Consider the following 25,183-nt stretch of genomic DNA (forward strand, 5'->3'; position numbering starts at 1 on the left):
CGTGGTTTTATGCCCGCTGCGGCCCTCCGTTCGGCCATGAGCGACCTGCTCTCTGACGAGGAAATCGAGGCACGGCTACCGGACGGCTGGGAGCGCGACGGCGACGAAATCGCCCGCACCTTCGAGTTCGACTCCTACCTCGAGGGCGTCGGCTTCGCGGCCGGCGCCGGCGGTCTCGCCGAGGAGGCGTTCCACCACCCAGAGATGACCGTCGGCTGGCGGGAGGTGGAGGTCCGGCTGACCACCCACGACGCCGGCGGCATCACCGAAAACGACACCGACCTCGCCGCCCGGCTGAACGAACTGGCGGACTGATGGCGACCGGCGAGGCGGAGTACGTCTTCTCGGTGCGGGTCGACCTCTCGCCGGACGATCCGGACCTGCGGCTCGACCCCGCGACCGTCGAGACGACGCTGTTCAGGCGGGCCGCCGACCCCGGCGAGGACGGCTGGCTGTTCTTCCGGGACAACCTCTGGCGGGGCGAAGTGAACGACCCCGACTACCTCCGGCAGTCGGCGGCGGCGGCCCTCGACGCCGACGTCGTCTCCATCGAGTTCCGCGAACTCCGGACGGAGGCGGCGTACTTCGAGGCGCTGAAGGCCGAAATCGCCGACGACCTCGCGCTCTTCCGGGCCGAGGACGCCGCCGAGGTCGTCAAGAAGTACCTCGGCTCGCGGGTCCACGTCGTCGACCGATGACCGGCGACCCGGTGACCGTCCGACGACCGGGCGAGCGGGACCGGTCCGACCCGGAAGACACTTACCGGACAGCCCGCTACCGTACGAGTCCATGACTGTCCCGCCGTACGACCACTGGGCGTTCGACCTCGACGGGACGCTCGTCGACGTCGAACCGGCGTACATCCACGACGTTTTCGGGCGGGTGGGCGACCGCCTCGGCTACGGGTTCACCGACGAGCAGGCCGAGACCATCTGGCACGGTCTCGGCGGCGTCCGCAACGACCAGCTCGAGGCGTGGGGCGTCGACGTCGATGCCTTCTGGGAGGCGTTCCACGCCGAGGAGGACGGCCAGGCCCGCGCGGAGGCGACCTTCCTCCACGACGACGCGGCCGTCGTCGGCGAACTCGAGGCGCCGACGGTGCTGGTGACCCACTGCCAGGAGCACCTCACCGACCCGGTGCTGGAGACGCTGGACATCCGGGACTGGTTCGACGCGGTGGTCTGCTGTACGCCCGAGACGGGGTGGAAACCCGACCCCGAACCGGTCCACATGGCGCTACACGCGGCCGGCGCCCGCGGCGGGTCGGGCGTGCTGGTCGGGGACGGCCCGCAGGACGTCGGTGCCGCCTGGAACGCCGGTCTCGACGGCGCCCACGTCGAGCGCCACGGCCACGAACGGCGCGGTCTCTGTGTGGTCGGCGACCACCGCCTCGAAGGGGTCGACGAACTCGTCCAGTCGTAGCGTTCGTCGAACGCGCGGTGCGGAAGGGCGGTGTTCGGATGAGCGTGCGAATGTAGTGGGTGGTTCACGGATATCGGAGCGAACTCACTCGTTGACGACCTCGAAAGCCCTCGCGGCGCTCGACCCTCCGGGACTCGCTGCGCGCCTCGGTCGCTCCGCTCCCTGCGGTGCTTGCGTCGTCCGGGAGGGGCCGACCGCCGCTCGCCCTTTCAGTCCGCCAGGATGTCGGCTGACCCCGGCGGTCCCTGGTGGACTGAAAGGGCCGAGGGCTTTCGAGGTCATCACGCCGAGTTCGAAGCCAGTCTACCGGACCACTCGGTAAACACTCTCGTTCGAACGCCACCCCCGGAAGGGACCGGCGATTCATTTATTCTCGATCCCGTACAACTTCACACATGACGTTCGTCGTCCCCTTCGACGGCTCGGAACTGGCCGAGACCGCGCTCGTTCGCGCGAGCGAGTTCGCAGACGTACTCGACGAGCGGGTCCTGGCCGTGACGGTCGTCCCGCGCCGGAACAAGCAGTACGCCCGCGAACACGGCTGGCTTGGCCCGGAGGAACCGTTCGACGTGAAGTCCATCATCTCGTCGCTCCACGAACGGGTCGTCGACCTCGTCCCCGAGGCCGACTTCCGCCACATCACCGTCGACAAGTACGCCCCGACCGGGACGATAAGCACGCAGATCTCGAAGGCCGCCCGTCAGGAGGACGCCTCGATGGTGTTTCTCGGCAGCGAGAACGCCGGTCGCATCGTCACCTCGGTCACGAGCGTCGGCGGCAATATCTCGAGCCGTGGCGGATACGACATCGTCATCATCCGGAACCGCGCGCCCTCGAAGATCGAACGGCTCCAGGACGCGGGCGACCCCGACGCGAAGTCGGATTTCTTCGTCACGTAACCGGGCCGTCCGCCGTAACCGAGGATTCAGTTGCGACCTGGATTTATTATCTCTCTATATTATAGAAAATTTAATAATTTGTCGTCGACTAGTCCCCTTCGCGTATGGTCCTCGGAGAGGTCACCCGTTCACTCCTCGGGAGCTTACTGGCTCTCTCGGTCATCGTCGTCGGCACGTACTTCATAAAAGCCGCCGTCGGCTACGTCGTCTGGGCCGTGAGAGATTCGGCGACCGACGTCGGGACCACGGTCGACGCTCTACCCGAAGACATCGACCGGGGATCGAAGAGGAAGGTAGTCGACGGCGACCGGATCACGGCGACGCGGTTCAGCACGCTTCCGCCGCGATGGGTGGTGAGTTCGACCGCGGTCGAGACGCTCGACCGAGACGAACTGGAGTGTCTGATTTCGCACGTCTCGTCCCACGTCCGCAGTCACGGTCGAGCGATACACAACGTGGCAATCGGAGTCGGCGTGGTGCTGGTACTCGCTGCTCCGCGGATCGGTGCCGCGTTCCCACCGGGTTTGAACCGGCTCCTTCCGGTTGCGGGGTTCCTCCCCGCAGTCGGGTATTTCGCGGTCTGCCTGCCGGTGATCGAACGGTGGCTGGTCTATCGTGCGGACCGCCGGGCAGCGGCGAACTGCGGACGCGGGACGTATCTGGAGTTCCTCGAGACGAAGACGCGAGTCGACCCGTCCCGAGCGGTCTGGCAGCGGTGGCTGGAACCCACCCCCGAACGGCGCCTCGAGAAGCTCCGGGCCCGCGTATCCGCCGAATAGTTGGCGCCGACTCGGGGCGACCGCTACGGACCGCGATACGTCGCCGGGCGCTCGGTCACTCCGCCCGATAGCCCGGCAGGTCGGCCACGACGTCCTCGACGGACGCCAGGGCGGTCTCGAAGTCCCGGACGCCCGGCTTCTCGCGGCGGGCCTCGCTGGCGACAACCCGGACGGACTCCTCGCCGCAGGCCACGAAGCCCATCCCGAGCGATTCGGCCGTCGCCCGCAGGCCGAGACCGGCGTCGGCCGCCCCCGCCAGCACCTTCCTCGCGGGCGATTCGTGGGCCCGGACCGCGAACTCGAAGCCGTCGATTCCCTCGACGAGACTGTGGCGGTCGACGCCGCGCTCGTCGGCCAGGTCGGCGACGGCGTTCCCGAGCGTCGTCCGCAGCCCCGAGTCGGTCGTCCGGTTGACGAACCGCACCTCGCGGTCGACCAGGTCGGCCACCCCCTCGACTCCCTTCGGATTGCCCTCGGGAACGAGTAGCCCCCACTCGCGGGACCAGCCGCCGAGTTCGACGGCGCCGTCGGGGTCGGCCTCGCCCGTGAGGACGGCCACGTCGGTGACGCCGTCGCGGAGTCGGCGTGCCCCCTGCCGGCTGCCCACGCCGAGGTAGCGCGGCCGCTCGACGCGGTCGAGCAACCGGGAGAGGGCGGGGTCGTCCTCGCCGGCACCGAAGACGGCGGGCGGCCGGACGTCCGGCGAGAACAGCTGGACCTCGACGCGCTCGTCGGCGTCGAGGTACTCGACGTCGGGCGGGACCGCGACGACGCCGTCGGCCTCGACGAGGCTCGTCGTCGCGCCGCTGCCCTTGTCGACCGGGTAGACGAGCGTCTCGCCGTCGCCGTCCGTGACGAGGCCGACCGGCATGTACCGCAGGCGGCCCTCCTCGTAGCGCTCCCGGACGGCCATCGACCCCTCGACGGTCGCCGTCTGCGGTTCGGGCAGGCCGGCGGCCTCGCGGATGGCCGGTGCGACGAAGGTCCGGAAGATGGTCAGCGCCGAGACGGGGTAGCCGGGCAGGCCGACGTATGCACTCCCGGCGAGCCGGCCGACCAGCATCGGCTTGCCCGGCTTGACCGCGACGCCGTGCAGCAGGAGTTCGCCGGACTCCTCGACGACGCGGTAGATGACGTCGACGGCCGACGCCGAGGTCGACCCCGAGGACAGCACCAGGTCGCACTCCGCGGCGGCCTCCCGGAGGACGGACTCCATGGCGTCGTAGTCGTCGCCGGCGTGGGGGTAGAGCCGCGCCTCGCCGCCGGCCTCCTCGACGGCCGTCGCCGTCGTGTAGCTGTTGACGTCGTATATCTCGCCGGCGTCGCTGTTCAGCGGGTCGCCGGGCCGGACCAGTTCGTCGCCCGTCGAGATGATGCCCACCGTGGGCCTCCCGCGGACGGGCACCTCGTCGACGCCGAGCGCCGACAGCAGGCCGATTTCCCGCGAAGTGAGCACCGTTCCCGGCCCGAGCGCGCGCTCGCCGGCCGCCACGTCCGCGCCGGCGAACATCACGCGGTCGCCCGGCGCCAGCGACGTGCGGACGAGGACGTCGTCACCCTCCGCGTCTCGCGGTTCGGACTCGCTCCGCTCGCCCTCTCCGCGAGACCGTTCGGTGTCGCTCCGCGACACCCTGTCCGTTCGCTCGACCATTACCACCGCGTCGGCGCCGGGCGGCAGGACGGCGCCGGTCGATACCTCGGCGCACTCGCCGTCGCCGACCTCGACGTCGGGTTCGACGCCGGCGTGGACCTCGCCGACCAGTTCGAGGCGGGCGGGCTCGGCCTCGTCGGCGCCGAAGGTGTCGGCCGCCCGGACCGCGTAGCCGTCGACGCTGGCGCGGTCGAAGCCCGGCACGTCCAGTTCCGCGTCGACGCGTTCGGCGAGCACGCGGCCGCGGGCCTCACGGAGCGGGACCGTCTCGTCGTCCGGCCGCAGCTCCAGCGACGCGATGGCCTCGCGGGCCGCCTCGGGGTCGGCGAGGTCGCGGAACTCCTTTCTACTCATGGTACTCCCAGTTCTCGACGGCGACGGTCTCGCCGGCCGGTATCCCCTCCCGCGGTTCGGGGACGACGACCCAGCCGTCCGCCAGGGCGACGCTGGAGAGGACACCGGCCCCGCTGGCCCGAGTCGGCGTCGCCTCCAGGCCGTCGTCGCTCTCGTCTCGTGGCCCGTTCCCCTCGCCGCTGGACCCGTTCTGGTCGCCCTGCGAGACGCGCTCCAGTTTCACGCGGGCGAACGTCTTGACGCCGGGTTCGCTACGTATCTTCCGGGTTAGCGTCGCCTCCCTCGTGGGCAGGGGGTGGGCGGGCATCCGGCCCAGGTGCTTGATCAGCGGCCGGAGGAACTGGACGGCGTTGACGATGGCCGCGACCGGGTAGCCGGGCAGCATGACGACGGTCACGCCGTTCACTCGGCCCAGCGCGACAGGGTGGCCGGGCTTCAGCGCGACGCCGTGGACGAACACCTCGCCCAGTTCCTCGACCACCTCCGGGATCAGGTCCCGCTCGCCGACCGAGGAGCCGCCGGTGGTGACGACGACGTCGCGGGTGAGGTCCCGCTCGACGGCCGCCCGCAGCGCCTCGAAGTCGTCGGTGACGATGTTGCGCCGCGTCACGTCGGCGCCCCACCGCTCGGCAAGTCGGGAGACGGTAAAGCGGTTCGTCTCGATTACCTCCCCGGGGGCGGGGTCGGCCTGGACCAGTTCCTCGCCGGTCGGGACGACGGCCACCTCGGGTTCGGCGACCGCCTCGACGACGTCGACGCCGGTGGCCTTCAGCAGGCCCAGGTCCGAGGGCCGCAACTGGTCGCCGGGGTCGTAGAGGCGCTGGCCCGCCTCGACGTCCTCGCCGACGGGGGCGACGTTCTCGCCGCCGGCGACGGCGTCGAACACCTCCAGGTCGTCGTTGACGGTCTCGACGTCTTCGACTTTCACGACGGCGTCGGCACCGGCCGGCAGTTCGCTCCCGGTGTGGACCCGGACTGCGGCGTCGGGACCGACCGAGTCGGCGGGCCGCAGCACCGACGGCGAGCGGTCCGAGGCGCCGAAGGTGTCCTCGGCGCGGACCGCCCACCCGTCCATCGCGGCGCGGGCGTAGTGGGGCACGTCCCGGGCGGCGTCTATCGGGTCGGCCACGACGCGTCCGTCGGCGGCCGACAGTGGAATCCGCTCGGTTCGCTCGATCCGGTCGGTCTCGAGCAGGCGCTGGCGTGCCGTCGCCACCCGCGTCCGCTCCTTGAAGCCCGACCGACGTACGTCGCTCATATGCCCACTGAGGGTGCCGGCGTCAAAAGGCTCACTCCGGGACGACGAGCACCGAGTCGGGCCGGACGACGAAGGTGGGCGCGATCGATGCGGGAGCCGTCGCGGTACCGCCGTCGGCGTCCACCGTGACCTCCCCCGGTGGGGTCGCCGGGACGGTAACCGATTCCTTCGGCGGGAGCGTCACCGAATCCGGCCGCTGTCGGCCGCCGACCATCACCCGGAGCGTAACCGCCTTCGGGCCGTCGTTGTAGATCATCGCGCCCCGCGCCCCACCTCCCGGCGACCTGCTCGCGCGTGCCATCAGTAAATCTCTGGTGTGTGTTATCAAGTATCTATCGACGGTTTCGGTCCCGGAGCCTCCGCCACCGGGGGCTTTAACGCGCCGCCGGCCGTACGTGGTCGTATGCAACTGCGCGAGGCGTTGGGCGACCTGCCGGAAACGGTGTTTGCGGACATGCTGGAGAGTGACGATGCCTACCTCCTCGTTCTCGATCTACCGGGCGCCAGCGCCGACACGGTCGACGTGACGGTCAAGGACGGACGGCTCCGCGTCGAGGCGCGCAGGGAGAAGTCGATCCCGGCGTCGTTCCGCTACGTGACCGAGGAGCGGTCGCTGTTTCTCGACGCCGAGTTGCCGCTCCCCCCGGACGCGACCGGGGCCGACGCGGAGGGCGATGTCGAGCGGGGCGTCCTCCGGCTTCGATTGCCCAAGTCGGCCGACGACGGCGGTGAGCGTATTCCGATCTCCTGAGGTGGACGTGGGTGACCCTCCGCTCCTATCGGCGGTTCGTCGTCGTCGCCTACCAGTTCCTGCCGCTACTCCTGGCGTACGCCCGTGACCGCAACCGGTTTCTCCTGTTCGGCGCGAGCCGACAGGTGTCGGCCGAAACCCGCCGGAAGCGGGCACGCTCGCTCCTGGACTCGCTCCTGACGCTGGGGCCGACGTTCATCAAGCTGGGCCAGCTGCTGTCGACGCGTCCCGACGTGTTGCCCCCCGAGTACGTCGAGGAGTTCGAGTCCCTGCAGGACGACGTCCCGCCAGCCGAGTGGGCCGACGCCAGGGAGATACTCGAGGCCGACATCGGCCGCGTTGAGGAGACGTTCGACGACTTCACGACCGAGGCGATAAGCGGCGCCAGCCTCGGGCAGGTGTACGTCGCCACCTACGAGGGTCGTCGGGTCGCCGTGAAGATCCGCCGCCCCGGCATCGAGCGACTCGTCGAGGCCGACCTCCGGGTCATTCGGTGGTCGCTGCCGATCCTGATGCGGTTCGTCGACCGGGCGCGGTCGTTCTCGCTGGAGACGCTGGCCGACGAGTTCGAGAAGACCATCCGCGAGGAGATGGACTACGAGCGCGAGCGCCGGATGCTCGAGGAGATCGGAACCAACCTCGCCGACAACGACCGGGTACGGGTCCCGGCGGCGGTGCCCGAACTCTCCAGTAAGCGCGTCCTGACGATGGAGTACGTCGGCGGGACGAAGATCTCCCAGATCGACGACCTGGACGCGCTGGGTGTCGACCGGACCGCGCTGGCGACGACGCTGCAGCGCGTCTACCTTCAGATGATCGTCGAGGACGGCGTCTTCCACGCCGACCCCCACCCCGGCAACCTCGCCGTCAAGGACGACGGCACCGTCGTCTTCTACGACTTCGGGATGTCCGGCCGGGTCGACCCGCTCATCCAGGAGAAGATCGTCGAGTTCTACATGGCCGTCGCCCGCCAGGACACCGACGCCATCCTCGACACGCTCATCGAGATGGGGACGCTCAGCCCCGAGGCCGACCGCGAGGTGATGTCGAACGTGATGGAACTGGCCATCGCCGACGCCCGCGGCGAGAACATCGAACAGTACCGCGTCCAGCAGATCATCCAGCAGGTCGAGGACACCATCTACGAGTTCCCGCTCCGCTTGCCGCCCAACCTCGCGCTGGTGCTGCGGGTCGCCACCGTCGTCGAGGGCGTCTGCGTGACGCTGGACCCCGACTTCGACTTCATCGCGGTCGCGACCGACTACCTCGGCGAGGAGGGGTTCATCGAGGATAGCGCCCGCGACTTCGTAGCGGAGCGGGCCACGGAGTTCCAGGAGTTCGGACAGTCGATGGTCCGGGTACCGCCGAAGCTCGAGCGGACCCTCGACAGCGTCGACCGCGGCGACGTCACCGTCCAGTTCGAGGTCTCCGACGACGAACGAGCACTGGATCGGCTGGCCAAACGGCTCATCCTCGGCGGCCTGCTGTCGGCGACGATCATGGCCTCGGCAGTGCTGTACGCCTTCTCGACGCTCGTGGCCGCGCTCGTGCCCGCCGCCGTCGCCGTCCCGGTCGCCGTCATGCTGTGGCGGTCGTTCCGCCAAAAGAAGGGCCTCCGGGCGACCCCGCAGTTCACCCGCCAGCAGATGCGACAGCGCCGCGGCGACGAGTAGCGACCGTCCGGTCGGAGCTCTACTCGACGTTCTCGCCGGTGCGCCAGTAGTCGATGATGTCCCGCAACAGGTCGGTGCCGATATCGCCGGCCCGCCAGTCGTCGATGGCCCGGCGGAGCCCGTCGGTGTCGACGACGCCCCCGTCGAGGTAGGGGTCGAGTTCGGTTCCGGCGTCGCCGGCCGGCGAGCTATCGAGGTATGGAACGCAGTCGACGTTCCCGACGCACTGTCCGGCCGCCGGTCCGCTGGACTGTCCCCACCAGTTGTCGGTCGCGTCCCCGACGGGGCGGTCGGTCGCGCCCTCCTCGGCGTTGATGCCGCCGTTGACGTTGCCTGTGATGCTGGTGTTGGTGACGGTCCAGAGCCCCTCCGTGTATTCGGCGTTGAGTCCGAACCTGCCGCGGTAGTCGCCGTTGTTCTCGATGGTGGAGTTCTCGATGCGCCACTGCCCGGTGGTGTACGTGGCTGCGATGCCGCCCAGGCTGTTGTCGCGGACCGTGATTCGCTCCAGGCGGAACTCGTCGGGCGAGTTCCCCGCCCTGAGCCCCCAGTCGTAGTTCCCGCGCAGGACGGTATCACGGACGACCCAGTTGCTCTCGACGTCGTGCGCGTTGAGTCCCGACCCGCTGTTGTCCGAGAGCGTCGAGTTGTGGATGGTCCACGCGCCGCTGAAACTGCCCGCCACGTCGATGCCGTAGAAGGAGTTACCCGACGCCGTGTGGTTCCCGATCGTCCATGCGCTCTCGCGGCTCAGGATGTAGACGCCCATGCCGAGGCCGTCGAAGTTGTCGTTCGTCGTGGAGTCGAGAATGCGCCAGTCGCCTTCCGAGAGGCCGACCGTGATACCGACGTCCCGGTTCAGGGAGGCGTTGGCCCCGCGGATGGTCCAGGCGGCGCTCCCGTCGTAACCGCCCACCTCGATGCCGTCGTCACCGTTGTGGAGCGCCGTAACGTCGGAAATCGTCCACGCGACGGAGGCTGCCGCGATGTCGATGCCGTCCTCGGCGTTGTGCTGGACCGTGACCTCCCTGATCGTCCAGCCGCCGGTGATAGCCGACTCGTCGTAATCGTCGTAGTGGTATCCGGGTGCGTCCTCGGTGGCCGACGTGCCCGAGCCGATACCGTCCCCGTAGCGCTCGATGGTGAACCCCTCGACGACCAGACCCGTCGAGAGCGACGGGTCGACCGCGATACCGACCGACTCACCGGCGAACGTCGACCCGTTCAGCGTCGCACCATCCGGCGCGACGAGCGTGACGTTCGTGTCGACGACGACCTGCTCGCGGTAGGTGCCCGGACGGACCTCGACGGTGTCCCCGTCGGCGCTCGCGTCGAGGGCCGCCTGGATGGTCGTGTAGTCGCCGCCGCCGCTCGCGTCGACGACGTGCGTCGTGGGCGCCGCGGCCGCCGGGACCGCGCCGATTCCGACCGCCAAGACGGCTGCGACGAGCAGCACCACCACGAACGCGACCGCACGGCGGCCCCGCCGCGACCGCCGACGGCCGACCGGTCGCCGACGGGTCGGTCGGGGTCCGGTCGGGGCGCCCCGCTCGACGGGAGCGCGGGAGAGTTCGGCGACTGGCGAGGTGGTTGCTGGCCTGTGAAAACGGTCGTTCATGGTACCCTCGACGGGAATCGTACTACCCCCGCGGTGGCCGACCCCTCCGATTGCGAGAGAGTTCGGCCGCTGTGGTATTAAAGGCTCGCTTAGCACCTACGAGCGCATCTCGGGCAGTGAGTGGGCCGAACTGAGCGTTTCGGGGCCGCCCGCCGTGATTCGCTCGCTGCCGGTCGGTCGGCGGCGACGGCGAGTGTATCCGCCCGGGGCGGTCGAGTACGATACCGTCGTCGGAATCGGGGCACCACCCAAAAGCGGATACGGCGCGCGCCGGAGGATGAGGTATGCTCTCGGACATCGACAACGCCCGGAAGCTGATGATGCTCCTCGGGGACGAGGGGTTCACCGAGGCTCTGACCGAGGCCGAGGAACTCGTCGAGGACGCAAACGAGACCCTCGACCGCGTCGAGCGCATCGAAGACGAGGCGGCCGAAGCGGTCCGGGAGGCCAACGAGACGCTCCGGGCGGTCGACCGCCGGCTCGACAAGGTCGATCGGACGATCAACCTGCTGGAGGCGAAGATAGAGGCCGGCTTCAGCCTCGGCTTCTTCGTCTTTGCGGCCAACGCCTACTTCGACGGCGACCCGTTCTTCGCGGCCGGGCTGGCCCTCATGGGCCTGCTCGGCGCGGGCCAGCTCGCGGTGACTATCGCCAACATCCCGCAGGTCGAGAAGCTCTGGCAGGGGCTCAACTACCTGCTGGAGCGGCTCGGCGTGCGGCGCCTCGATGAGGAACTCGACGAGCACATCCCCGAGGACCGAGATCCTACGTCCGAAGACGGAGAGCCGTAGGCGCACGCTCGTCCGGCGGCAGTCCCCGTCAGCGCCGTTCGGTGTAGTTTCGGACCACCGCCGCCTCCGCCTTCCGGACCAGTTCGCCGGCCGTACTCGTCGAGCAGTCCAGAACGGCCGCGACGTCCGCGACCGTTCCCTCGCGGGGTATCTCGTAGTAACCGAGCGACACCGCCGCCTCCAGGGCCGCTCGCTGTCGGTCGGTGAGCGACGACGGCGAGTGCGTCCGCTCGAACTCCCGAACCCGTTCGATGGTGGGTTCGCCGAGGTCGGACAGTTCCCCGTAGAACGCGCTGAGCGCCGTCGCCTCGCCGACTGCCTCGAACCGTACCTCCCCCGTGTCGAGGAAGACGACCGGCGGCAGGAATATCGCCCGCGACTCCGCGACCAGGTCCAGCAACGCGGCCGGCAGTTCGTAGTCGCGCTGCCGGAGGAACGCGTAGGTCCCGTCGACGTCCTCGACGAACTCGGTGACGAGCAGCGAGTCGACCGCCTCGACCGCCCGTTCCGTCGCCTCCCGCCCGCCGTCACACCACAGTAGCGTCGTCGCGTCCTCGGTCGGACTCCACATCAGAAGCTCCGCCCGCCCGAGCGACGGCACCTCCGTGAGTCGCCGCTGGATGGGATGGACGAACCGGTCGGGGTAGGTCACGGAGAACTCGGCCCGTTTCATGCCACGGTCGAGCAAGCGTTCGTCCGACCGCCACATCAATCGACGGGTTCGCCGGCGCCTCGCCCGGAACGCCGCTGTCGGCGGTTCGTGATCGGAGGACGGTGACCGTCCACGCGGCGCTACCGTACCTGTTCCGCCAGGACGTCGGGGACGCTCCGGAGCAGCGTCCGGAGGTGGTCCGCGTCCTTGAGGACGTGCAGTTCGGCGCCGGGGACCCGCGATTCGAACTGCCGGACGCCCGAGAGCGGCACGTTCGTGTCGTCGTCCCCGTGCCAGAACCGCACCGGTGCGTCTATCGCCTCGAAATCGATGCCCCAGTCCGTCGTCGTCTCCCGGAACTCCCGGACAGCACCGCTGCGGTGGCGGGCGAACGCCTCGAGGAAGTCGGCGACGACGACCGCCGCGACGTCGTCGGCTACCGCCCCGGCACCGTCCGCCGTGTACTGCCCGACGACGAACGAGGGGTCGAGCCGCTCGGCGAGCCACGCCTGTCCGCGGAAGAGACCGCCGAGGACGGACGGCGCGTCCCTGGCCAGTCCCCCGAGAAGCCGCTGTACAGCGGGCGTCTCCTCGCCCACGTCGGGCGGCGTCGCTCCGGCGACGATATCGACCCGGTCGATGCGGTCCGGCCGCGTCGCCGCCGTCGCCAGCGCGTAGGGGGCACCGCCGGAGAACGCCACCGCCCCGGCGGTCGCTGCGCCGACGTCGTCCAGCACCGCCTCGACGACCGCCCCCGCGTCGGCCACCGAGTGCGCCGGCCAGGGGTCCGAGCGCCCGTATCCGGGGCGGTCGACCGCGAGCAACCGGACCCCCCGCTCGCGGGCAGTCGTCTCGAACAGCGACGCCAGCCGACGGGACCCCGGCGTTCCGTGGAAGAAGACCACGGGGTCGCCGTCGGCGCGGCCGTACTCCGCGTAGGCGAGCCGTCGCTCTCCCTCCAGGGCGACGGTTCGGGCGTCGTCCTGTGCCGGTACTCCTCGGGACGGACCTGACGTCCGGGTTGCCATCGGTAGACGCTACTCGGCCGGACAGAGAATAAATATCGACGGATTCATCCGGCAGTTTATAACTTGCCGGGTCGATCGGGCCGCCCGCCCCCGGTCGCCCGAACGAACGCCGGCCGGACGCGTCGCGCCGCCCCGGACCGACAGTTCTATGCGCTGTCACGACACGCGGGGTAGTATGGAGCGCCGCCGCCGCATCCAGGTCCTCGCAGCCGTCGTCCTCCTCTCGGTTTCCCTGCTCGGGGTGCAGGCGCTGACCGCGAGCGAGTCGCGCCCCATCCCCGACGCCGAGGAAGGGGCCGTCTATCCCGGCCACACGCTCGTGGCCACCCAGTCGTACGACGGGTTTCGAAACGACAACGGTGACGTCCGTCTCGTCTCCCCCAAGGGTGAGACGGTCTGGACGTACGACCCGCCGAACGCGTGGGTGTTCGACGCCGAACTCACCGAGAACGGGACGGTGCTGGTCGCCATGGGCGAAAGCGCCCAGGCGCCCGGCGTCGAGTGCCCCGAGAAGTACGGCGGGACGCCCGAGGAGGGGACACCCGGGCCCTTCCGCTGTGTCCACAACCGCGTCGTCGAAGTCGACTTCGAGACCAAGGACGTCGTCTGGGAGTACGCCTGGTACGACGCCTTCCCGACCCACCACGAGGTCCACGACGCCGACCGCCTCCCCAACGGCGAGACGGCCATCGTCGACATGGGCAACGACCGCGCGTTCACGGTCGACCAGTCGGGCGACATCACCTGGGAGTGGAACGCCACCAACTACATCTCCGAGGGGACGCCGTTCTGGGAGGAACACGTCCCCGGGGACAGCCAAGACGAGTTCCGCCGACAGGGTCCCGAGTCCGACTGGACCCACATGAACGACATCGATGGCCTGGAGAACGGTAACCTCCTGCTGTCGATCCGCAACTTCGACGTGCTGCTGGAGGTCGACCCCGACACCGACGAGATAGCGAACGTCGTCGGCGAACCCGGCAACCACACGGTGATGAACGAGCAGCACAACCCGATGTACGTCGAGGGCGGGACGGTGCTCATCGCCGACAGTTCCCACGGCGGTCCCACCGGCGCCGACCGCGTCGTCGAGGTCGACGCCGAGACCGACGAGATCGTCTGGGTCTACGACGGCACCGGCTCCGGCAAGAAGCTCCAGTGGCCCCGCGACGCCGACCGCCTCCCGAACGGCAACACGCTGATAACGGACTCCCGGAACAACCGGGTGCTGGAGATCGACGAGAACGGCTCGGTCGTCTGGCGGTACTCCCTGGCCGAACAGGGCGGTATCGTCTACGAGGCCGACCGGGTCTCCCGTCCCGAGGCCGCGACCTACCTCCCCGAGGAGTACGCCGAGGTCCCCTCCGGCCGGAACCTCGAGGGGCGGTCCAGTGCCAACACCATCGCCGAGGCCCGGTCGGTCGTCGGCTCGTGGGCCGGACTCGTTTTCCCCTTCTGGGTCGGCGCCTTCGAGATCTTCCTCCTCGTGGTTGGCTCGCTCGGCGTCATCGGGCTCGGTGTCGAGGGGCTACTCGCCCGTCGGTAGCGGCTCTTCGACGGAGTTCCTCGCTCGCTTCGCTCGCATCCACGCCTGCCGGAGGTGATCGGCACGCCGGCCTCCCGCGACCGATTCACACCTTGACCCCGACGACGGTCATCCCGAAGCCGTACTCGACGGGGCGGGCGTCGAGCCCGGCGCGGTCGATGCCTTCCTCCAGTTCCGCGGCGGTCAGGAATTGCGAGTCGAAGCCGACCAGTCGTTCGCTCCGTGCGAGCCACCGCCCCCGGCGCGTCGAGCGGTCGAACTCGCGGACGACGAGGACGCCGCCCGGCGCCAGCACCCGGGCGGCCTCCGCGAGCGCCGCCGCCTGGTCCGGGAAGTGATGGAGCGCGTCGACGACGAGCACGGCATCGACCGACTCGTCCGCCAGGGGAAGCGCTTCCCCGCTGCCCTGCACCGTCTCCAGGCCGCGCGCCCGGGCCCGTTCGAGCATCCCGCGGGCGGGGTCGACCACCGCGGCACCGACCTCCCGTGCGACCCGGCCGGAACCGCCGCCGACCTCGACGCAGCGCTCGAGTTCGCGGTCGGCACAGGCCAGTCCCTTCCGGAGGGCCGTCCGGTCGGCCGCCGGCATGAACAGGTCGTAGACCGGCGCGAAGACGTCGAAGGCTGCCACGTCCCATCGCATACCCGGAGGCTCGGGCGCCGGGCATAACACCGTTGCCCCCCAACCCGCGGTATGGAGCGTCTCCTCGTCGGGTGGCCACCGGACGGGCCGACCCTCAGATTGGACCACCGGCGGTTCAGCTACGCCGGCAAGTTCGTCATGTCGAACACGGGGAAGGCGGTCGTCCGCGACGCGAGCGAGACCACCGACGGCGAGTACGACGACGCGGTCCTGGCTGCCGTCGCGTTCAACGAGGACCGGACCGACCCGGCGACGCTTTGGCTCCGCTACGTGACCGTCCGGGCCGACCGCCGCGGGGAGGGACTCGGTCCGCGGCTCTGTGCGTTCGTCGTCGACCGAGCGGCCGACCGCGGTTACGAGCGGGTCCGCATCGCGGTCAACAACCCCTTCGCCTACGAGGCGCTGTACCGCGCGGGCTTCGCCTACACGGGCGAGGAGACGGGGCTGGCGGAACTCGTCTTGGAGCGGCCGGCCGGCGAGCCCGCGCCCCGGTCGGCCGAGAGCTACCGGCGCGGCCTGGAGTCGTTCCGTGCGCGGGACCTGTCGGCCGACGAGCGGGCGTTCCTCCGGCGGAAGGCGGGTGCGCGGCCACCGCCGCTGGCGTGACCCCGCGGGTTTGAAGCCGTCCGCGGGCCTACCGCCGCCAATGGGAAACGCGGACCTGCGACAGCTGGCGGTCATCGAGCCCAGGCCCTTCGCGGAATTGAGTGGCTCGGTCGTCGCCGTCGACGCCCACAACTGGCTGTACCGCTATCTCACGACGACGGTCCGGTTCACGAACAGCGACGTCTACACCACGGCGTCCGGCGAGGAGGTGGCCAACCTCGTCGGCGTCGTCCAGGGGCTGCCGAAGTTCTTCGAGAACGACGTCACGCCCGTCTTCGTCTTCGACGGCGGCGTCACGGAACTGAAGGAGGACGAACTCGACGAGCGCCGCGAGCAACGGGAGACCTACGAGGAGCAACTGGAGGCGGCCCGCGAACGGGAGGACGCCGAGGCAGCAGAGATAGCGACCCTGGAGTCGCGGACCCAGCGGCTCACCGAGACCATTCAGGAGACCACCCGCGAACTGCTCGGGTTGCTCGACGTGCCCTACATCGAGGCGCCCGCCGAGGGCGAGGCGCAGGCGGCCCACATGGCCCGCCGTGGCGACGCCGACTACGTCGGCACCGAGGACTACGACGCGCTCCTTCTGGGCGCGCCGTACACGCTCCGGCAGTTGACGAGCAAGGGCGACCCCGAATGCATGGACTTCGAGGCAACCCTGGAGCGTCACGACCTCACCTGGGAGGGACTGGTCGACGCGGCCGTCCTCGTCGGCACCGACTTCAACGAGGGCATCTCGGGGGTCGGTCCGAAGACCGCCGTCGACCTCGTCCACGAGCACGGCGACCTCTTCGCAGTCCTCGAGGCCCGCGAGGAGACCATCCTGCACGCCGACCGCATCCGGGCGATGTTCCTCGACCCGACCGTGACCGACGACTACGAGTTCGACCCCGACGTCGACCCCGACGTCGAGGCGGCGAAACGCTACGTCACCGAGGAGTGGGAGATTCCGGCCGGCGAGGTCGAACGCGGCTTCGAGCGCATCGAGGCCTCGGTCGTCCAGACCGGCCTCGACCGGTGGACCTGACCGGCCGGCCCCCGGATTTATTCACCAGGGCGAACAGGGACGACCACCCATGCCGCCACGGGCCAGCGAGTTCGCCGTCTTCTGTGCCCTCCTGGTCGTCCTCCACGCCGGCGCGGCCGGGGTGCTGTGGGTCGAGGGCGGGTCCGTCTCGACGCCGCCCGCCGAGACGGCTGACCCCTCCGCGGACGCCGAGACGCTGCTGTTCGCGGCCGCACACAACGACGCCGTCCTCCCAATGACGAGCGAAATCCGCCTCTACCACCCGGCGAACGACACGACCGTCGCCCGCGTCGGCGTCGCCGCGGACCCGCGGGCCGGCCGCGCCCGACTCCGGGTGCCGGACGGGTACTCGTCGGCGCCGGTCCCGACCGAGGGGGCCTACGTCACGCCGTGGGGTCGCTGGAGGCGGGCCGGCGACGACTGGACCTACGACGGCAGCCGGCACGCCCGCTTCGAGTCGACCACGTCCCGGATTTTCTTCCCGACGCCCGGCCTCGCCGACCGCATCCGAAAGCGGACCAGCGACGACGGGACGGTGACGGTCCGCCTCGACGACGCCCGGACCGCCCCCGGGCCGCTCTCGGTCGCCGGCGACAACGCGACGCTGACCTACCGAATCGCCTTCGACGATGGGCGGCCCTACGTGACGAACGCGACCGCGCGACCGGCCACTGCGGACGGTCTCGCGGCGACCGTCGAGCGGCGCCGCGGCGCCGACGTGCGCCGCCCGGACACGCTCCCGCCGGTGACGGCGCGGGAAATTCGGGACCGGCTCGCCGCGGGAGGCGCCGTCGGATGACCGCACCACCTCGCCGCGGGACGGGCCTCCCCTGGGCCGGCCGCGCGGTGGGCTTTCTGGTCGGCGGGACCGTCGGGGCGGTGCTGGTCCGGGGGAGTCTCTCCCACCTCGGCGGCACGGAGTCGCCACTGCTCCCGTTCCTCCTCGGGACTGCCGTCGCCGTCCCTGCGGTCGGTCTGCCCCTGTGGTGGGTCGCGCTGGGGCCGTCGCGGCACGGCCCGTGGTGGGGTGGTCTCCTCGCGGCCTGGATTCCCGCCGGTCTCGTGGCCGCCCTCGCGGTGGTGTCGGCGGCGCTCGGCGACCTGTCCGGACGGGAGGTGCTGGGCGCCACGGCGCTGCTGTACCTCGCTTCGGCGCCGCTGACGGTCGTGCTGGCGGCCGTCGGTGCGCTCCTGGAGACGTGGCTCCCGCGGTCCGGGTAGTGACCCGACGGTGAACATATACGGTATCGGCTGGTAGATGGTAGCATGCAGCGTATCTCGGACCGCTGTCCGAATCCGGAGTGTGAGAACAGTCTGGGCGGGAGCTTCCAGAAGGCCCAGTTCGAGCAACTCGAGGACGGCGTCTGGGAGTGTCGGCAGTGCGGCCACGTTCGGGAACTGTGACCGTCGCGGCGGCCACATCCGTCGATTCCGGTCCGTCAATTAAGTGGCTGTGGCGCCACCCCGAGGCGTATGGAGTCAACGCGAAGAGGATACCTGTGGTGTGTCGCCGGCGGCACGCTGGCGGCCGCTGTCACCGGACGGGCGGTCGCACAGGGCACGGAGTTCGAGGAGACGTGGCCACGCCACGCATACGACAGCGGGTCGACGGGGCACGCACCCGGAAACACCGCACCCAAATCGGACGTCTCAGAACGCTGGCGTGCGTCTGTCGACGGCGGCACCCTCCCGTTCTTCGCGGTCGACGAGAGTCGAATCTACGGGACACGGCAGGAGGAGATGTACGCCATCGACCGGGCCACCGGCGAAATCGAGTGGCGGTACGACCGGGGGAAGCCGGAGCGGGTGAGCCTCTACGACGGGACCCTCTACGTCACCGGCGACGGCGGCCGCGCCGAGTCCTACGTGGCCGCGGTCGACACCGAGGACGGCAGCGAGCGGTGGCACAACGAGTACGTCTACGCCTTCTACGGCGTGCCGACGGCCGCTGATGGGACCGTCTACGCCGCGACCATCTACGCCAACGGTCGGACCTACGCACTCGACCCGTCGACCGGCGAGGAGCTGTGGGTCTCGGAGGTGGGCGGAGAACTGGGGACCGCCGCGACGGTCGGCACGGACGCGCTGTTTGCCGGCTCGATGAACGGCGTCGTCTACGCGATCGACCGGGCCTCTGGGGCCGAGCGCTGGCGTGCCGAGGTCGGCGATGAGGTCAGGTCCGACCCGGCAGTCGGCGACGGGTCGGTCTACGTCGCCTGCAACGACGGCCGCCTCTACGCGTTCGAGGCCGACTCGGGCACCGAGCGGTGGACCTACGAAACCGGAGGGCTCATCGGCTTTCACACGCCGGCCGTCGCCGATGGAATCGTTTACGTCGGTGACGTAGAGGGGGCGCTACACGCCATCGAGGCCGACTCGGGCACCGAGCGGTGGACTGTCGAGACCGACGGCAGGGTCAACGCCCCGGTCGTCGCCGACGGGGTTGTCTTTGCTCCCGGGGACGCGCTCTACGCGCTCGAGGCCGATTCCGGCGAACCGCTGTGGCAGTACGGCTTCGAAGGCGACGACAACGTTCAAACGCCCGCGGTCGCCGACGGCGAAGTCTACGTCGATGGGCGTGAGTTGGTCGCCCTCGAGGGCGATATCGCGCCGCCGACGCCGACGCCGACGGCGACACCCGAGGGACCCCCGACTCGGACCCGGACTGACGACGACGACGCGGGCGGCGACGGGGACGCCTCGACCGCGACGGCGACCGAGGCCGAGGGCGGCTCGCTGTCGTTCTTCGCCGCTGCCACGGCGGGGGCGCTGGCGGCGGCGCGCGAGGCAGTACGACAGTCCGGTGATTAGACGTCGACCCGCTCGGCTGCCAGACCGTCCTCACGAGCCCGTTCCAGCAGGTTGTCTGGTTCGGCCCGCGAGATGCCCTCCAGCCGTCCCTCGGTCTCGGGATTGTCCGGCACCAGCCGGTTGCAGCCGGCCTCGATTTCCGCCGTCTCGTGGGTGCCGAGTTCGCGGGCGCGCTCCGTTATCTCCGGCTTGTCGACGGTCAACAGCGGCCGGTGGACGGGCACGTCGACGGCCGCCGACGTCGCCCGGAGGTTCCGTGCGGTCTGGCTGGATTTCTGGCCGATGACCTCGCCGGTGACGACGCCGGCGGCGTCCTCGATTTCGGCGATGGCGGCTGCGACGGCGAAGAAGTACCGCCGGAGCGCGAGCATCCGGCCGCGGTCGAGGCGCTCGGCGAGTATCGCTACGGTCTCGCCACCCTCGACGACGTAGGGTCGGCAGTCGAAGCCCGGCGCGCGCTCGGCCAGTCGCTCGCAGGCGGCGATTGCGCGGGCGCGGTGGTCGACGCCGCCGTAGTCGCCCAGATCGACGTAGACGGGAACGACCGGCGACCCGCGGCGCATGGCCTCGAAGGCCGCGACCGGCGAGTCGATGCCGCCCGACACCAGCGCGACGAGCGGCGCCTGGCTCCCGACGGGCAGGCCGCCCGGTCCCTCGCGGCGCTCGGCGAAGACGAACGCCCGGTCCGGGCGGACGTCGGCCTCGAAGGTCACGTCGGGGGATTCGAGGTCGACGGCGGCGTCGACGGCCTCGCCGACCGCCGCACCGCCCTCCCGTTCGAGTTCGGGGCTGGTGAAGGCGTGGTCGTCGCGGGCGCGAGACGCCCGGACCGCGTAGCTGTCGAAGGACCGCTCGCGGGCCAACTCGACCATCGTCCCGTAGATGGCGTCGGTCTCGGCCGGCACCTCGCGGGCGGGGCTGGCGGAGACGACGCCCGGCAACTCGGCGGCGACGCTGACGGCGGCGTCGGGGTCGGTTCCGCGTGCGAGGAGGCGGCCGTCCAGTCGCTCGACGCTGCCGCCGAGACCGCGGTCGTCCAGTGCCGCCGCGAGGTTCTCGCGGAGCCGTTTCTCCATCCGCGCCCGGACCGAGCGGCTCTTGGTGCCCACCTCCCCGTACCTGACGACGGCACAGTCCATACCGCCGTCTCGTCGTCGCGCCGGTAAAGCGACTCGGTCGGCGGCCTTTTGTCGGTACCGCCCCCACCCACGAACATGACTCCCGAAGAGGTCGAGGCGGAAATCGAAGGCAGAATAGCCGATTGTGAGGCGACCGTCGAACGCGCCCGCGGCGAGCATGACGACGACCACCTGGCGGCGACGGTCGTCTCGCCGGCCTTCGAGGGCCGCTCGCTCGTCGAACAGCACGACCTGGTCTACGACGCCCTCGGCGACGCGATGACGACCGAGATTCACGCCCTCGAGTTGACGACCCGGACGCCCGAGTGAGACCGGCGGCGGTCCCTTCGACCGTCGAGGTCCGAAGGAACTCGGGGGATGCGGCCGTCTCAGTGAGTCGAGTGGGTCGGGAACGTCCGTCAGCACACCGCTCTATCTTGATACAGCGAGAGAAGCCCGCCGTTCACGATGGGCGTGAATCGCGTACGCTCTGGTGAGAAAACGCCGCTTACCACCGAAGCCTTCGTAGCGTGTGGGGCAGTACGACCCGACATGCGGCGGGCCAAGATAGTCTGTACGCTCGGGCCGGCGTCCGACGACAGCGAGACGATACGCGAGTTAATCGAGGCGGGGATGTCGGTTGTGCGGCTGAACGCCAGCCACGGCACGCCCGACGAGCGGGCGGCCACCGTCGACCGCGTCCGGGCGGTCGGCGAACGGGTCGAGGATCCCGTGGCGACGATGGTCGACATCTCCGGGCCGGAGGTGCGAACCGCCCCGACCGACGAGCCGCTGGAACTGTCGGCGGGCGAGGACCTCCGTCTCGTCGAGGGCGATGTCGTCGAGGCGGACACCCTCGGGGTCTCGACCTCGCTTTCGGCCGTCGAGATCGGCGACCGGGTGCTCTTCGACGACGGCCGCATCGAGACGACCGTCCGGTCGGTCGACGGGGAGGGGGTCGTCGTCCGAGTCGACTCCGGCGGCCGACTCGGCGGCCGGAAGGGCGTCAACGTCCCGGGCGTCGACCTCGGACTCGACCCGGTCACCGACGCCGACCGCGAGGAGCTCCGAATGGCCGCCGAGAAAGGAGTCGACTTCGTGGCCGCGAGTTTCGTCGGCTCCGACGAGGACGTCTACGCGGTCAACGAGACGCTGGAATCGTTCGGTGCCGATGTCCCGGTCGTCGCCAAGATCGAGCGCGCCGACGCCGTCGAGAACCTCGATGCCATCGTCGCGGCCGCAGACGGCGTGATGGTCGCCCGGGGCGACCTGGGCGTCGAGTGCCCTCTCGAACAGGTGCCGCTCATCCAGAAGCGCACCATCCGGAAGGCGACGACCGCCGGCATCCCCGTCATCACGGCCACGGAGATGCTGGACTCGATGGTCCACGAGCGCCGGCCGACGCGTGCGGAGGCCTCCGACGTCGCCAACGCGGTACTGGACGGCACGGACGCGGTGATGCTCTCGGCGGAGACGGCCGTCGGCGACCACCCCGTCCGGGTCGTCGAGACGATGGCCCGCATCGTCCGCGATGTCGAGGCCAGCGAGGAGTACGCCGAGTCCCGCGAGCAGCGCGTCCCGGCGGCCGGCGACACCCGGACGGACGCGCTGGCCCGGTCGGCGCGCTACCTCGCCCGCGACGTCGGCGCGACGGCCGTCGTCGCCGTCACCGAGTCGGGCTACACCGCCGACAAGGTCGCCAAGTACCGCCCCTCGGTACCGGTGGTCGCCGTCACACCCGAGGAGAGCGTCCGCCGCCGGCTTGCGCTCAGGTGGGGAATCCAGCCGCGGTGTCTGCCCTTCGTCGACGAGGACGCGGCGGAACTCATAGAGCGCGCCGCGACCGAGAGCGTCGAGGCCGGCGTCGCGGCGAGCGGCGACACCGTCGTCGTCCTGGCGGGCATGATGACGGACCTCGAGGGACCGGACACCACCAACACGCTCAAGGTCCACCTGGCGGCGGAGGCACTGGCCATCGGTCGCGGCGTCAGCCCGGGGCGGGCCGCCGGCCCCGTCTTCTTCGCGCCGGACGGCGATCTGTCGGACTGTCCCGACGGCGCCGTCGTCGTCCTGCCGGAGCCGTTCGACGACGAGTTCGCCGGCGACCTCCAGGCCGTCGGTGCCGTCGTCGCCGCCGACCGCGGCACCACCAGCCTCCCCGCGGTCGTCGCCCGGGAACTCGGCGTGCCGATGGTCGGCGACGCCGCCCTCGACGTCGCGGCCGGCACCGTCGTCACCGTCGACGGCGACCGCGGCGTCGTCTACGAGTCCGACATCACGGGCCGCTGACCTCCCGCCTCGGTCTCACGCGAGTCCGACCAGTTAAGTCCGACCGCGCCCGCCACCCGGTCGATGGCCCGCTACGTCGGCGTCGACCTCGGCGCGACGAACGTCCGTGCGATAGTCGGCGGCGATGACGGGGCCGTCCTCGGGCGGGACCGACGCCCGACGCCGCAGGGACCCGGTGTCGACGTCACCGAGGCGGTCCTCGGGGCGGTGCGAGCGGCTTGCGGGGCGGCCGGCGTCGACCCGACCGAGGTCGCCGCTGCCGCGGTCGGTAGCTTCGGCCCGCTGGACCGCTCGGCGGGGACCGTCACCGACCCCGCGAACCTCTCCGACTCCGTCGGGACCGTCCGGTTGATCGACCCCCTCGGGGATCTCCTCGACGCCCCGGTCTCGCTCCACAACGACGCCACCGCCGGCGTCGTCGGCGAGCGGTTCCACGCCGCGAACGACCTCGACGACGTGGTGTACCTGACCGTCTCCTCGGGCATCGGCGCGGGCGTCTGTGTCGACGGACACGTTCTCTCGGGAGTCGACGGCAACGCTGGCGAGGTAGGTCACCTCACGCTGGACCCAGACGGCGAGATGGCGTGTGGCTGTGGCGGCCGGGGACACTGGGAGGCGTACTGCTCCGGGCGTGGAATCCCCCGTTACGCCCGCCACCTCCATGGCGACGAGGCGACCGACCTGCCGCTGTCGGCGCCGGAGTTCTCCGCGGCGGACGTCTTCGCCGCCGCGGGCGAGGACGCCTTCGCCGACCGGGTTATCGAGGCGGTCGCCGAGTGGAACGCCCTCGGCGTCGCCACCGTCGTCGACGCCTACGCGCCCGCCGTCGTCTCCCTCGGGGGCGCCGTCGCCCTCAAGAACCCCGACCTCGTCGTCGGGCCGCTGCGGGAACGCGTCCCCGACCTGGTCGTCTCGAACGTCCCCGAGATCCGACTGGCGGCGCTCGGCGAGGACGCCGTCCTGAAGGGTGCTCTGGCGAGTGCGACGACCGCTGGAACCGGAGACCGGCGGCGACGGGAGCGGTAGTAGCTACCGATGCGGTTTTTGTTCCAGCGTGGGTACGACACAACTGCAAGGCCGAGGCTGCAAATTGAACGAATCCACGTTTGAGCGGAGAAATTCTCTTGGAAACATCCCTAGAGGCTCCGTTTCGAGATCTGCTGATAAGAATTTATATCGCCGTATATACCCGGTAGAACGTACTTGGACTGCGGAACAGTAACGATCACAAATGAGCGGTTTAAAGGCACTTATTGAGGCGGTTGCGGACGCGAAGGACAAAGAGGCAGACCAACTGGAGATTATGCTCGAAGATCACATTCCTACAGGCGCCATCCGAGATTTAAACGAGCACGAGAGTGAGTCATGGAGGCTCCAGTTCGAACTCCCAAATCACACCGTGAAAATTGAACAGGACGACTCTATCGTCGTAGACGACACCCAGTACTGAATGTATACTTGAACTGCATTGAGTGGTAAAGCAGCCACTTCACCGGTACCCTTTAATGAGCCAAGCGTCCGGGGACGCGATCCGATCCTACATACTGTCTTCTTCGATGCCTTCGATCCCGGACTCGGTGATGCGGAACCGGGCGGTGTCGCCGGCGGCCTTCGACTGGTGTTTCTCGAGGGTCGCCCGGCGGTTGCCGGCCCGGAACCGTTCCAGACGGAGGACGACGCCCGACCAGTGGGTCAGGGTGTGCCCGCCGAGGGGCCGGGCCCTCGAGGAGTCGGACTCGGGGTCAGAGTACACCTGATTCGTGATGACGACGGCCAGATCGTGGCGGCGAGCGAGCGACAGCAGGTGGGTCACCTGCTTTGCGACCCGGCGCAGCGACTCGCCGCCGTCGTCGTCGCCGACCCGTTCGAGCCGGTAGAAACCCGTCGCGCTGTCCAGAACGACGAGATCGACCCCCTCGGCGAGGTCGGCGGCGTCCTGGACCGCCTCCCGCTGTTCGGCGAAGTCCAGGGCGTCCGTGATGATGACCCGGGAGGCGATGTCCTCGACGGTGCCGTCGACGTCGGCGGCCTTCGCCTCGGCGAGTTGCTCGAACCGTTCGACCGACAGCCCCTCGGTGTCGATGTACAGCGCCGTGCCGCCGCCGGCCGCGACTTCGATGGCGGCCGACAGCGCCAGGTTCGTCTTCCCGGCCGCCGGCGGGCCGTACAGCTGGGTGACGGCGCTGCGCTCGAAGCCGCCGCCGAGCAGGTCGTCGACCGTCTCACACCCCGTCGGGATCGGCTCGCTCACACCGACGGGTTGGCCG

28 protein-coding genes are annotated in these 25,183 nt (G+C 70.1%); 19 read left to right on the top strand and 9 right to left on the bottom strand.

From position 1 onward, the window contains the following. Window positions 1-36 precede the first annotated feature (36 nt). The 5 genes from NLF94_RS07015 to NLF94_RS07035 all read left to right on the top strand — a co-directional run bounded on the left by NLF94_RS07015 (window position 37) and on the right by NLF94_RS07035 (window position 3,100). On the top strand, window positions 37-315 hold the full coding sequence (locus NLF94_RS07015; protein ID WP_254840749.1) for a 4a-hydroxytetrahydrobiopterin dehydratase: 279 nt from the start codon (window positions 37-39) through the stop codon (window positions 313-315). Further along, window positions 315-698, top strand: coding sequence for an LWR-salt protein (gene lwrS / locus NLF94_RS07020; protein WP_254840750.1), 384 nt, complete (start codon window positions 315-317; stop codon window positions 696-698). Before NLF94_RS07015 ends, lwrS begins: the two co-directional genes overlap by 1 nt. A gap of 91 nt (window positions 699-789) precedes the next feature. Beyond that, entirely contained in the window at window positions 790-1,422 is a 633-nt protein-coding gene (locus NLF94_RS07025) for an HAD family hydrolase (protein ID WP_254840751.1), read from the top strand. 395 nt (window positions 1,423-1,817) lie between these two features. Beyond that, entirely contained in the window at window positions 1,818-2,321 is a 504-nt protein-coding gene (locus NLF94_RS07030) for a universal stress protein (RefSeq protein WP_254840752.1), read from the top strand. Window positions 2,322-2,425: 104 nt separating this feature from the next. After that, window positions 2,426-3,100 (top strand): M48 family metallopeptidase, encoded by a 675-nt coding sequence (locus tag NLF94_RS07035; RefSeq protein ID WP_254840753.1) that lies wholly within the window; start codon window positions 2,426-2,428, stop codon window positions 3,098-3,100. 55 nt (window positions 3,101-3,155) lie between these two features. Here the strand turns inward: NLF94_RS07035 and NLF94_RS07040 are convergent, their stop codons facing one another. The 3 genes from NLF94_RS07040 to NLF94_RS07050 are packed head-to-tail and all read right to left on the bottom strand — an operon-like array spanning window position 3,156 to window position 6,664. Continuing rightward, window positions 3,156-5,105: a molybdopterin biosynthesis protein gene (locus tag NLF94_RS07040; RefSeq protein ID WP_254840754.1), complete on the bottom strand. Its 1,950-nt coding sequence runs from the start codon at window positions 5,103-5,105 to the stop codon at window positions 3,156-3,158. Beyond that, on the bottom strand, window positions 5,098-6,363 hold the full coding sequence (locus NLF94_RS07045) for a molybdopterin molybdotransferase MoeA (RefSeq protein WP_254840755.1): 1,266 nt from the start codon (window positions 6,361-6,363) through the stop codon (window positions 5,098-5,100). Before NLF94_RS07045 ends, NLF94_RS07040 begins: the two co-directional genes overlap by 8 nt. A 31-nt stretch (window positions 6,364-6,394) precedes the next feature. Continuing rightward, complete coding sequence (locus NLF94_RS07050) at window positions 6,395-6,664, bottom strand: hypothetical protein (protein WP_254840756.1); 270 nt, start codon at window positions 6,662-6,664, stop codon at window positions 6,395-6,397. A 102-nt stretch (window positions 6,665-6,766) separates the two neighbouring features. Here NLF94_RS07050 and NLF94_RS07055 point away from each other — a divergent pair, with 102 nt between their 5' ends. Together NLF94_RS07055 and NLF94_RS07060 are read left to right on the top strand one after the other, a co-directional pair. Further along, on the top strand, window positions 6,767-7,114 hold the full coding sequence (locus tag NLF94_RS07055) for an Hsp20/alpha crystallin family protein (RefSeq protein WP_254840757.1): 348 nt from the start codon (window positions 6,767-6,769) through the stop codon (window positions 7,112-7,114). 11 nt (window positions 7,115-7,125) lie between these two features. Beyond that, window positions 7,126-8,787 (top strand): ABC1 kinase family protein, encoded by a 1,662-nt coding sequence (locus NLF94_RS07060; RefSeq protein WP_254840758.1) that lies wholly within the window; start codon window positions 7,126-7,128, stop codon window positions 8,785-8,787. 19 nt (window positions 8,788-8,806) lie between these two features. On the opposite strand, the gene NLF94_RS07065 is transcribed toward NLF94_RS07060, so the two are convergent. Then, entirely contained in the window at window positions 8,807-10,405 is a 1,599-nt protein-coding gene (locus tag NLF94_RS07065; protein WP_254840759.1) for a right-handed parallel beta-helix repeat-containing protein, read from the bottom strand. A 284-nt stretch (window positions 10,406-10,689) separates the two neighbouring features. Here NLF94_RS07065 and NLF94_RS07070 point away from each other — a divergent pair, with 284 nt between their 5' ends. Next, a complete protein-coding gene (locus NLF94_RS07070; protein WP_254840760.1) occupies window positions 10,690-11,196 on the top strand; it encodes a hypothetical protein in 507 nt (168 codons plus the stop codon). Window positions 11,197-11,224: 28 nt separating this feature from the next. Here the strand turns inward: NLF94_RS07070 and NLF94_RS07075 are convergent, their stop codons facing one another. Further along, on the bottom strand, window positions 11,225-11,869 hold the full coding sequence (locus NLF94_RS07075; RefSeq protein WP_254840761.1) for a helix-turn-helix domain-containing protein: 645 nt from the start codon (window positions 11,867-11,869) through the stop codon (window positions 11,225-11,227). A 119-nt stretch (window positions 11,870-11,988) separates the two neighbouring features. Further along, entirely contained in the window at window positions 11,989-12,876 is an 888-nt protein-coding gene (locus NLF94_RS07080; protein ID WP_254840762.1) for an alpha/beta fold hydrolase, read from the bottom strand. 175 nt (window positions 12,877-13,051) lie between these two features. On the opposite strand from NLF94_RS07080, the gene NLF94_RS07085 reads away from it, so the two are divergent. After that, window positions 13,052-14,422: an aryl-sulfate sulfotransferase gene (locus tag NLF94_RS07085; RefSeq protein ID WP_254840763.1), complete on the top strand. Its 1,371-nt coding sequence runs from the start codon at window positions 13,052-13,054 to the stop codon at window positions 14,420-14,422. An 85-nt stretch (window positions 14,423-14,507) separates the two neighbouring features. Here NLF94_RS07085 and NLF94_RS07090 read toward each other — a convergent pair whose 3' ends face one another. Continuing rightward, the gene (locus NLF94_RS07090; protein ID WP_254840764.1) at window positions 14,508-15,065 is read right to left on the bottom strand and encodes a class I SAM-dependent methyltransferase; all 558 of its coding nucleotides are present in this window, start codon (window positions 15,063-15,065) and stop codon (window positions 14,508-14,510) included. A 51-nt stretch (window positions 15,066-15,116) separates the two neighbouring features. Between NLF94_RS07090 and NLF94_RS07095 the strand changes: the two genes are divergently transcribed. The 6 genes from NLF94_RS07095 to NLF94_RS07120 all read left to right on the top strand — a co-directional run bounded on the left by NLF94_RS07095 (window position 15,117) and on the right by NLF94_RS07120 (window position 19,509). After that, entirely contained in the window at window positions 15,117-15,671 is a 555-nt protein-coding gene (locus NLF94_RS07095) for a GNAT family N-acetyltransferase (protein ID WP_254840765.1), read from the top strand. Window positions 15,672-15,711: 40 nt separating this feature from the next. Continuing rightward, a complete protein-coding gene (fen, locus tag NLF94_RS07100) occupies window positions 15,712-16,698 on the top strand; it encodes a flap endonuclease-1 (RefSeq protein WP_254840766.1) in 987 nt (328 codons plus the stop codon). Between the two features lie 49 nt (window positions 16,699-16,747). Next, complete coding sequence (locus tag NLF94_RS07105) at window positions 16,748-17,497, top strand: hypothetical protein (RefSeq protein ID WP_254840767.1); 750 nt, start codon at window positions 16,748-16,750, stop codon at window positions 17,495-17,497. After that, entirely contained in the window at window positions 17,494-17,919 is a 426-nt protein-coding gene (locus NLF94_RS07110; RefSeq protein ID WP_254840768.1) for a hypothetical protein, read from the top strand. The genes NLF94_RS07105 and NLF94_RS07110 overlap by 4 nt, the downstream gene beginning before the upstream one ends. A gap of 45 nt (window positions 17,920-17,964) precedes the next feature. Next, entirely contained in the window at window positions 17,965-18,102 is a 138-nt protein-coding gene (locus tag NLF94_RS07115; protein WP_254840769.1) for a hypothetical protein, read from the top strand. 69 nt (window positions 18,103-18,171) lie between these two features. Continuing rightward, window positions 18,172-19,509, top strand: coding sequence for an outer membrane protein assembly factor BamB family protein (locus NLF94_RS07120; protein ID WP_254840770.1), 1,338 nt, complete (start codon window positions 18,172-18,174; stop codon window positions 19,507-19,509). Here the strand turns inward: NLF94_RS07120 and NLF94_RS07125 are convergent. Next, window positions 19,506-20,648 carry a tRNA sulfurtransferase gene (locus NLF94_RS07125; protein ID WP_254840771.1) on the bottom strand — a complete coding sequence of 381 codons (1,143 nt, stop codon included), beginning with the start codon at window positions 20,646-20,648 and terminating at the stop codon, window positions 19,506-19,508. The genes NLF94_RS07120 and NLF94_RS07125 overlap by 4 nt on opposite strands. 75 nt (window positions 20,649-20,723) lie before the next feature. Between NLF94_RS07125 and NLF94_RS07130 the strand changes: the two genes are divergently transcribed. The 4 genes from NLF94_RS07130 to NLF94_RS07145 all read left to right on the top strand — a co-directional run bounded on the left by NLF94_RS07130 (window position 20,724) and on the right by NLF94_RS07145 (window position 24,366). Continuing rightward, the gene (locus NLF94_RS07130; protein WP_254840772.1) at window positions 20,724-20,957 is read left to right on the top strand and encodes a BolA family protein; all 234 of its coding nucleotides are present in this window, start codon (window positions 20,724-20,726) and stop codon (window positions 20,955-20,957) included. A gap of 222 nt (window positions 20,958-21,179) precedes the next feature. Then, the gene (pyk, locus tag NLF94_RS07135; protein ID WP_254840773.1) at window positions 21,180-22,916 is read left to right on the top strand and encodes a pyruvate kinase; all 1,737 of its coding nucleotides are present in this window, start codon (window positions 21,180-21,182) and stop codon (window positions 22,914-22,916) included. A 63-nt stretch (window positions 22,917-22,979) separates the two neighbouring features. After that, window positions 22,980-23,942: an ROK family protein gene (locus tag NLF94_RS07140; RefSeq protein ID WP_254840774.1), complete on the top strand. Its 963-nt coding sequence runs from the start codon at window positions 22,980-22,982 to the stop codon at window positions 23,940-23,942. 205 nt (window positions 23,943-24,147) lie between these two features. Continuing rightward, window positions 24,148-24,366 (top strand): HalOD1 output domain-containing protein, encoded by a 219-nt coding sequence (locus NLF94_RS07145; protein ID WP_254840775.1) that lies wholly within the window; start codon window positions 24,148-24,150, stop codon window positions 24,364-24,366. Window positions 24,367-24,453: 87 nt separating this feature from the next. Here the strand turns inward: NLF94_RS07145 and radB are convergent, their stop codons facing one another. Further along, window positions 24,454-25,167, bottom strand: coding sequence for a DNA repair and recombination protein RadB (radB, locus tag NLF94_RS07150; protein WP_254840776.1), 714 nt, complete (start codon window positions 25,165-25,167; stop codon window positions 24,454-24,456). Window positions 25,168-25,183 lie beyond the last annotated feature (16 nt).

Source organism: Natronomonas marina (assembly GCF_024298905.1).
Taxonomy (GTDB): domain Archaea; phylum Halobacteriota; class Halobacteria; order Halobacteriales; family Haloarculaceae; genus Natronomonas; species Natronomonas marina.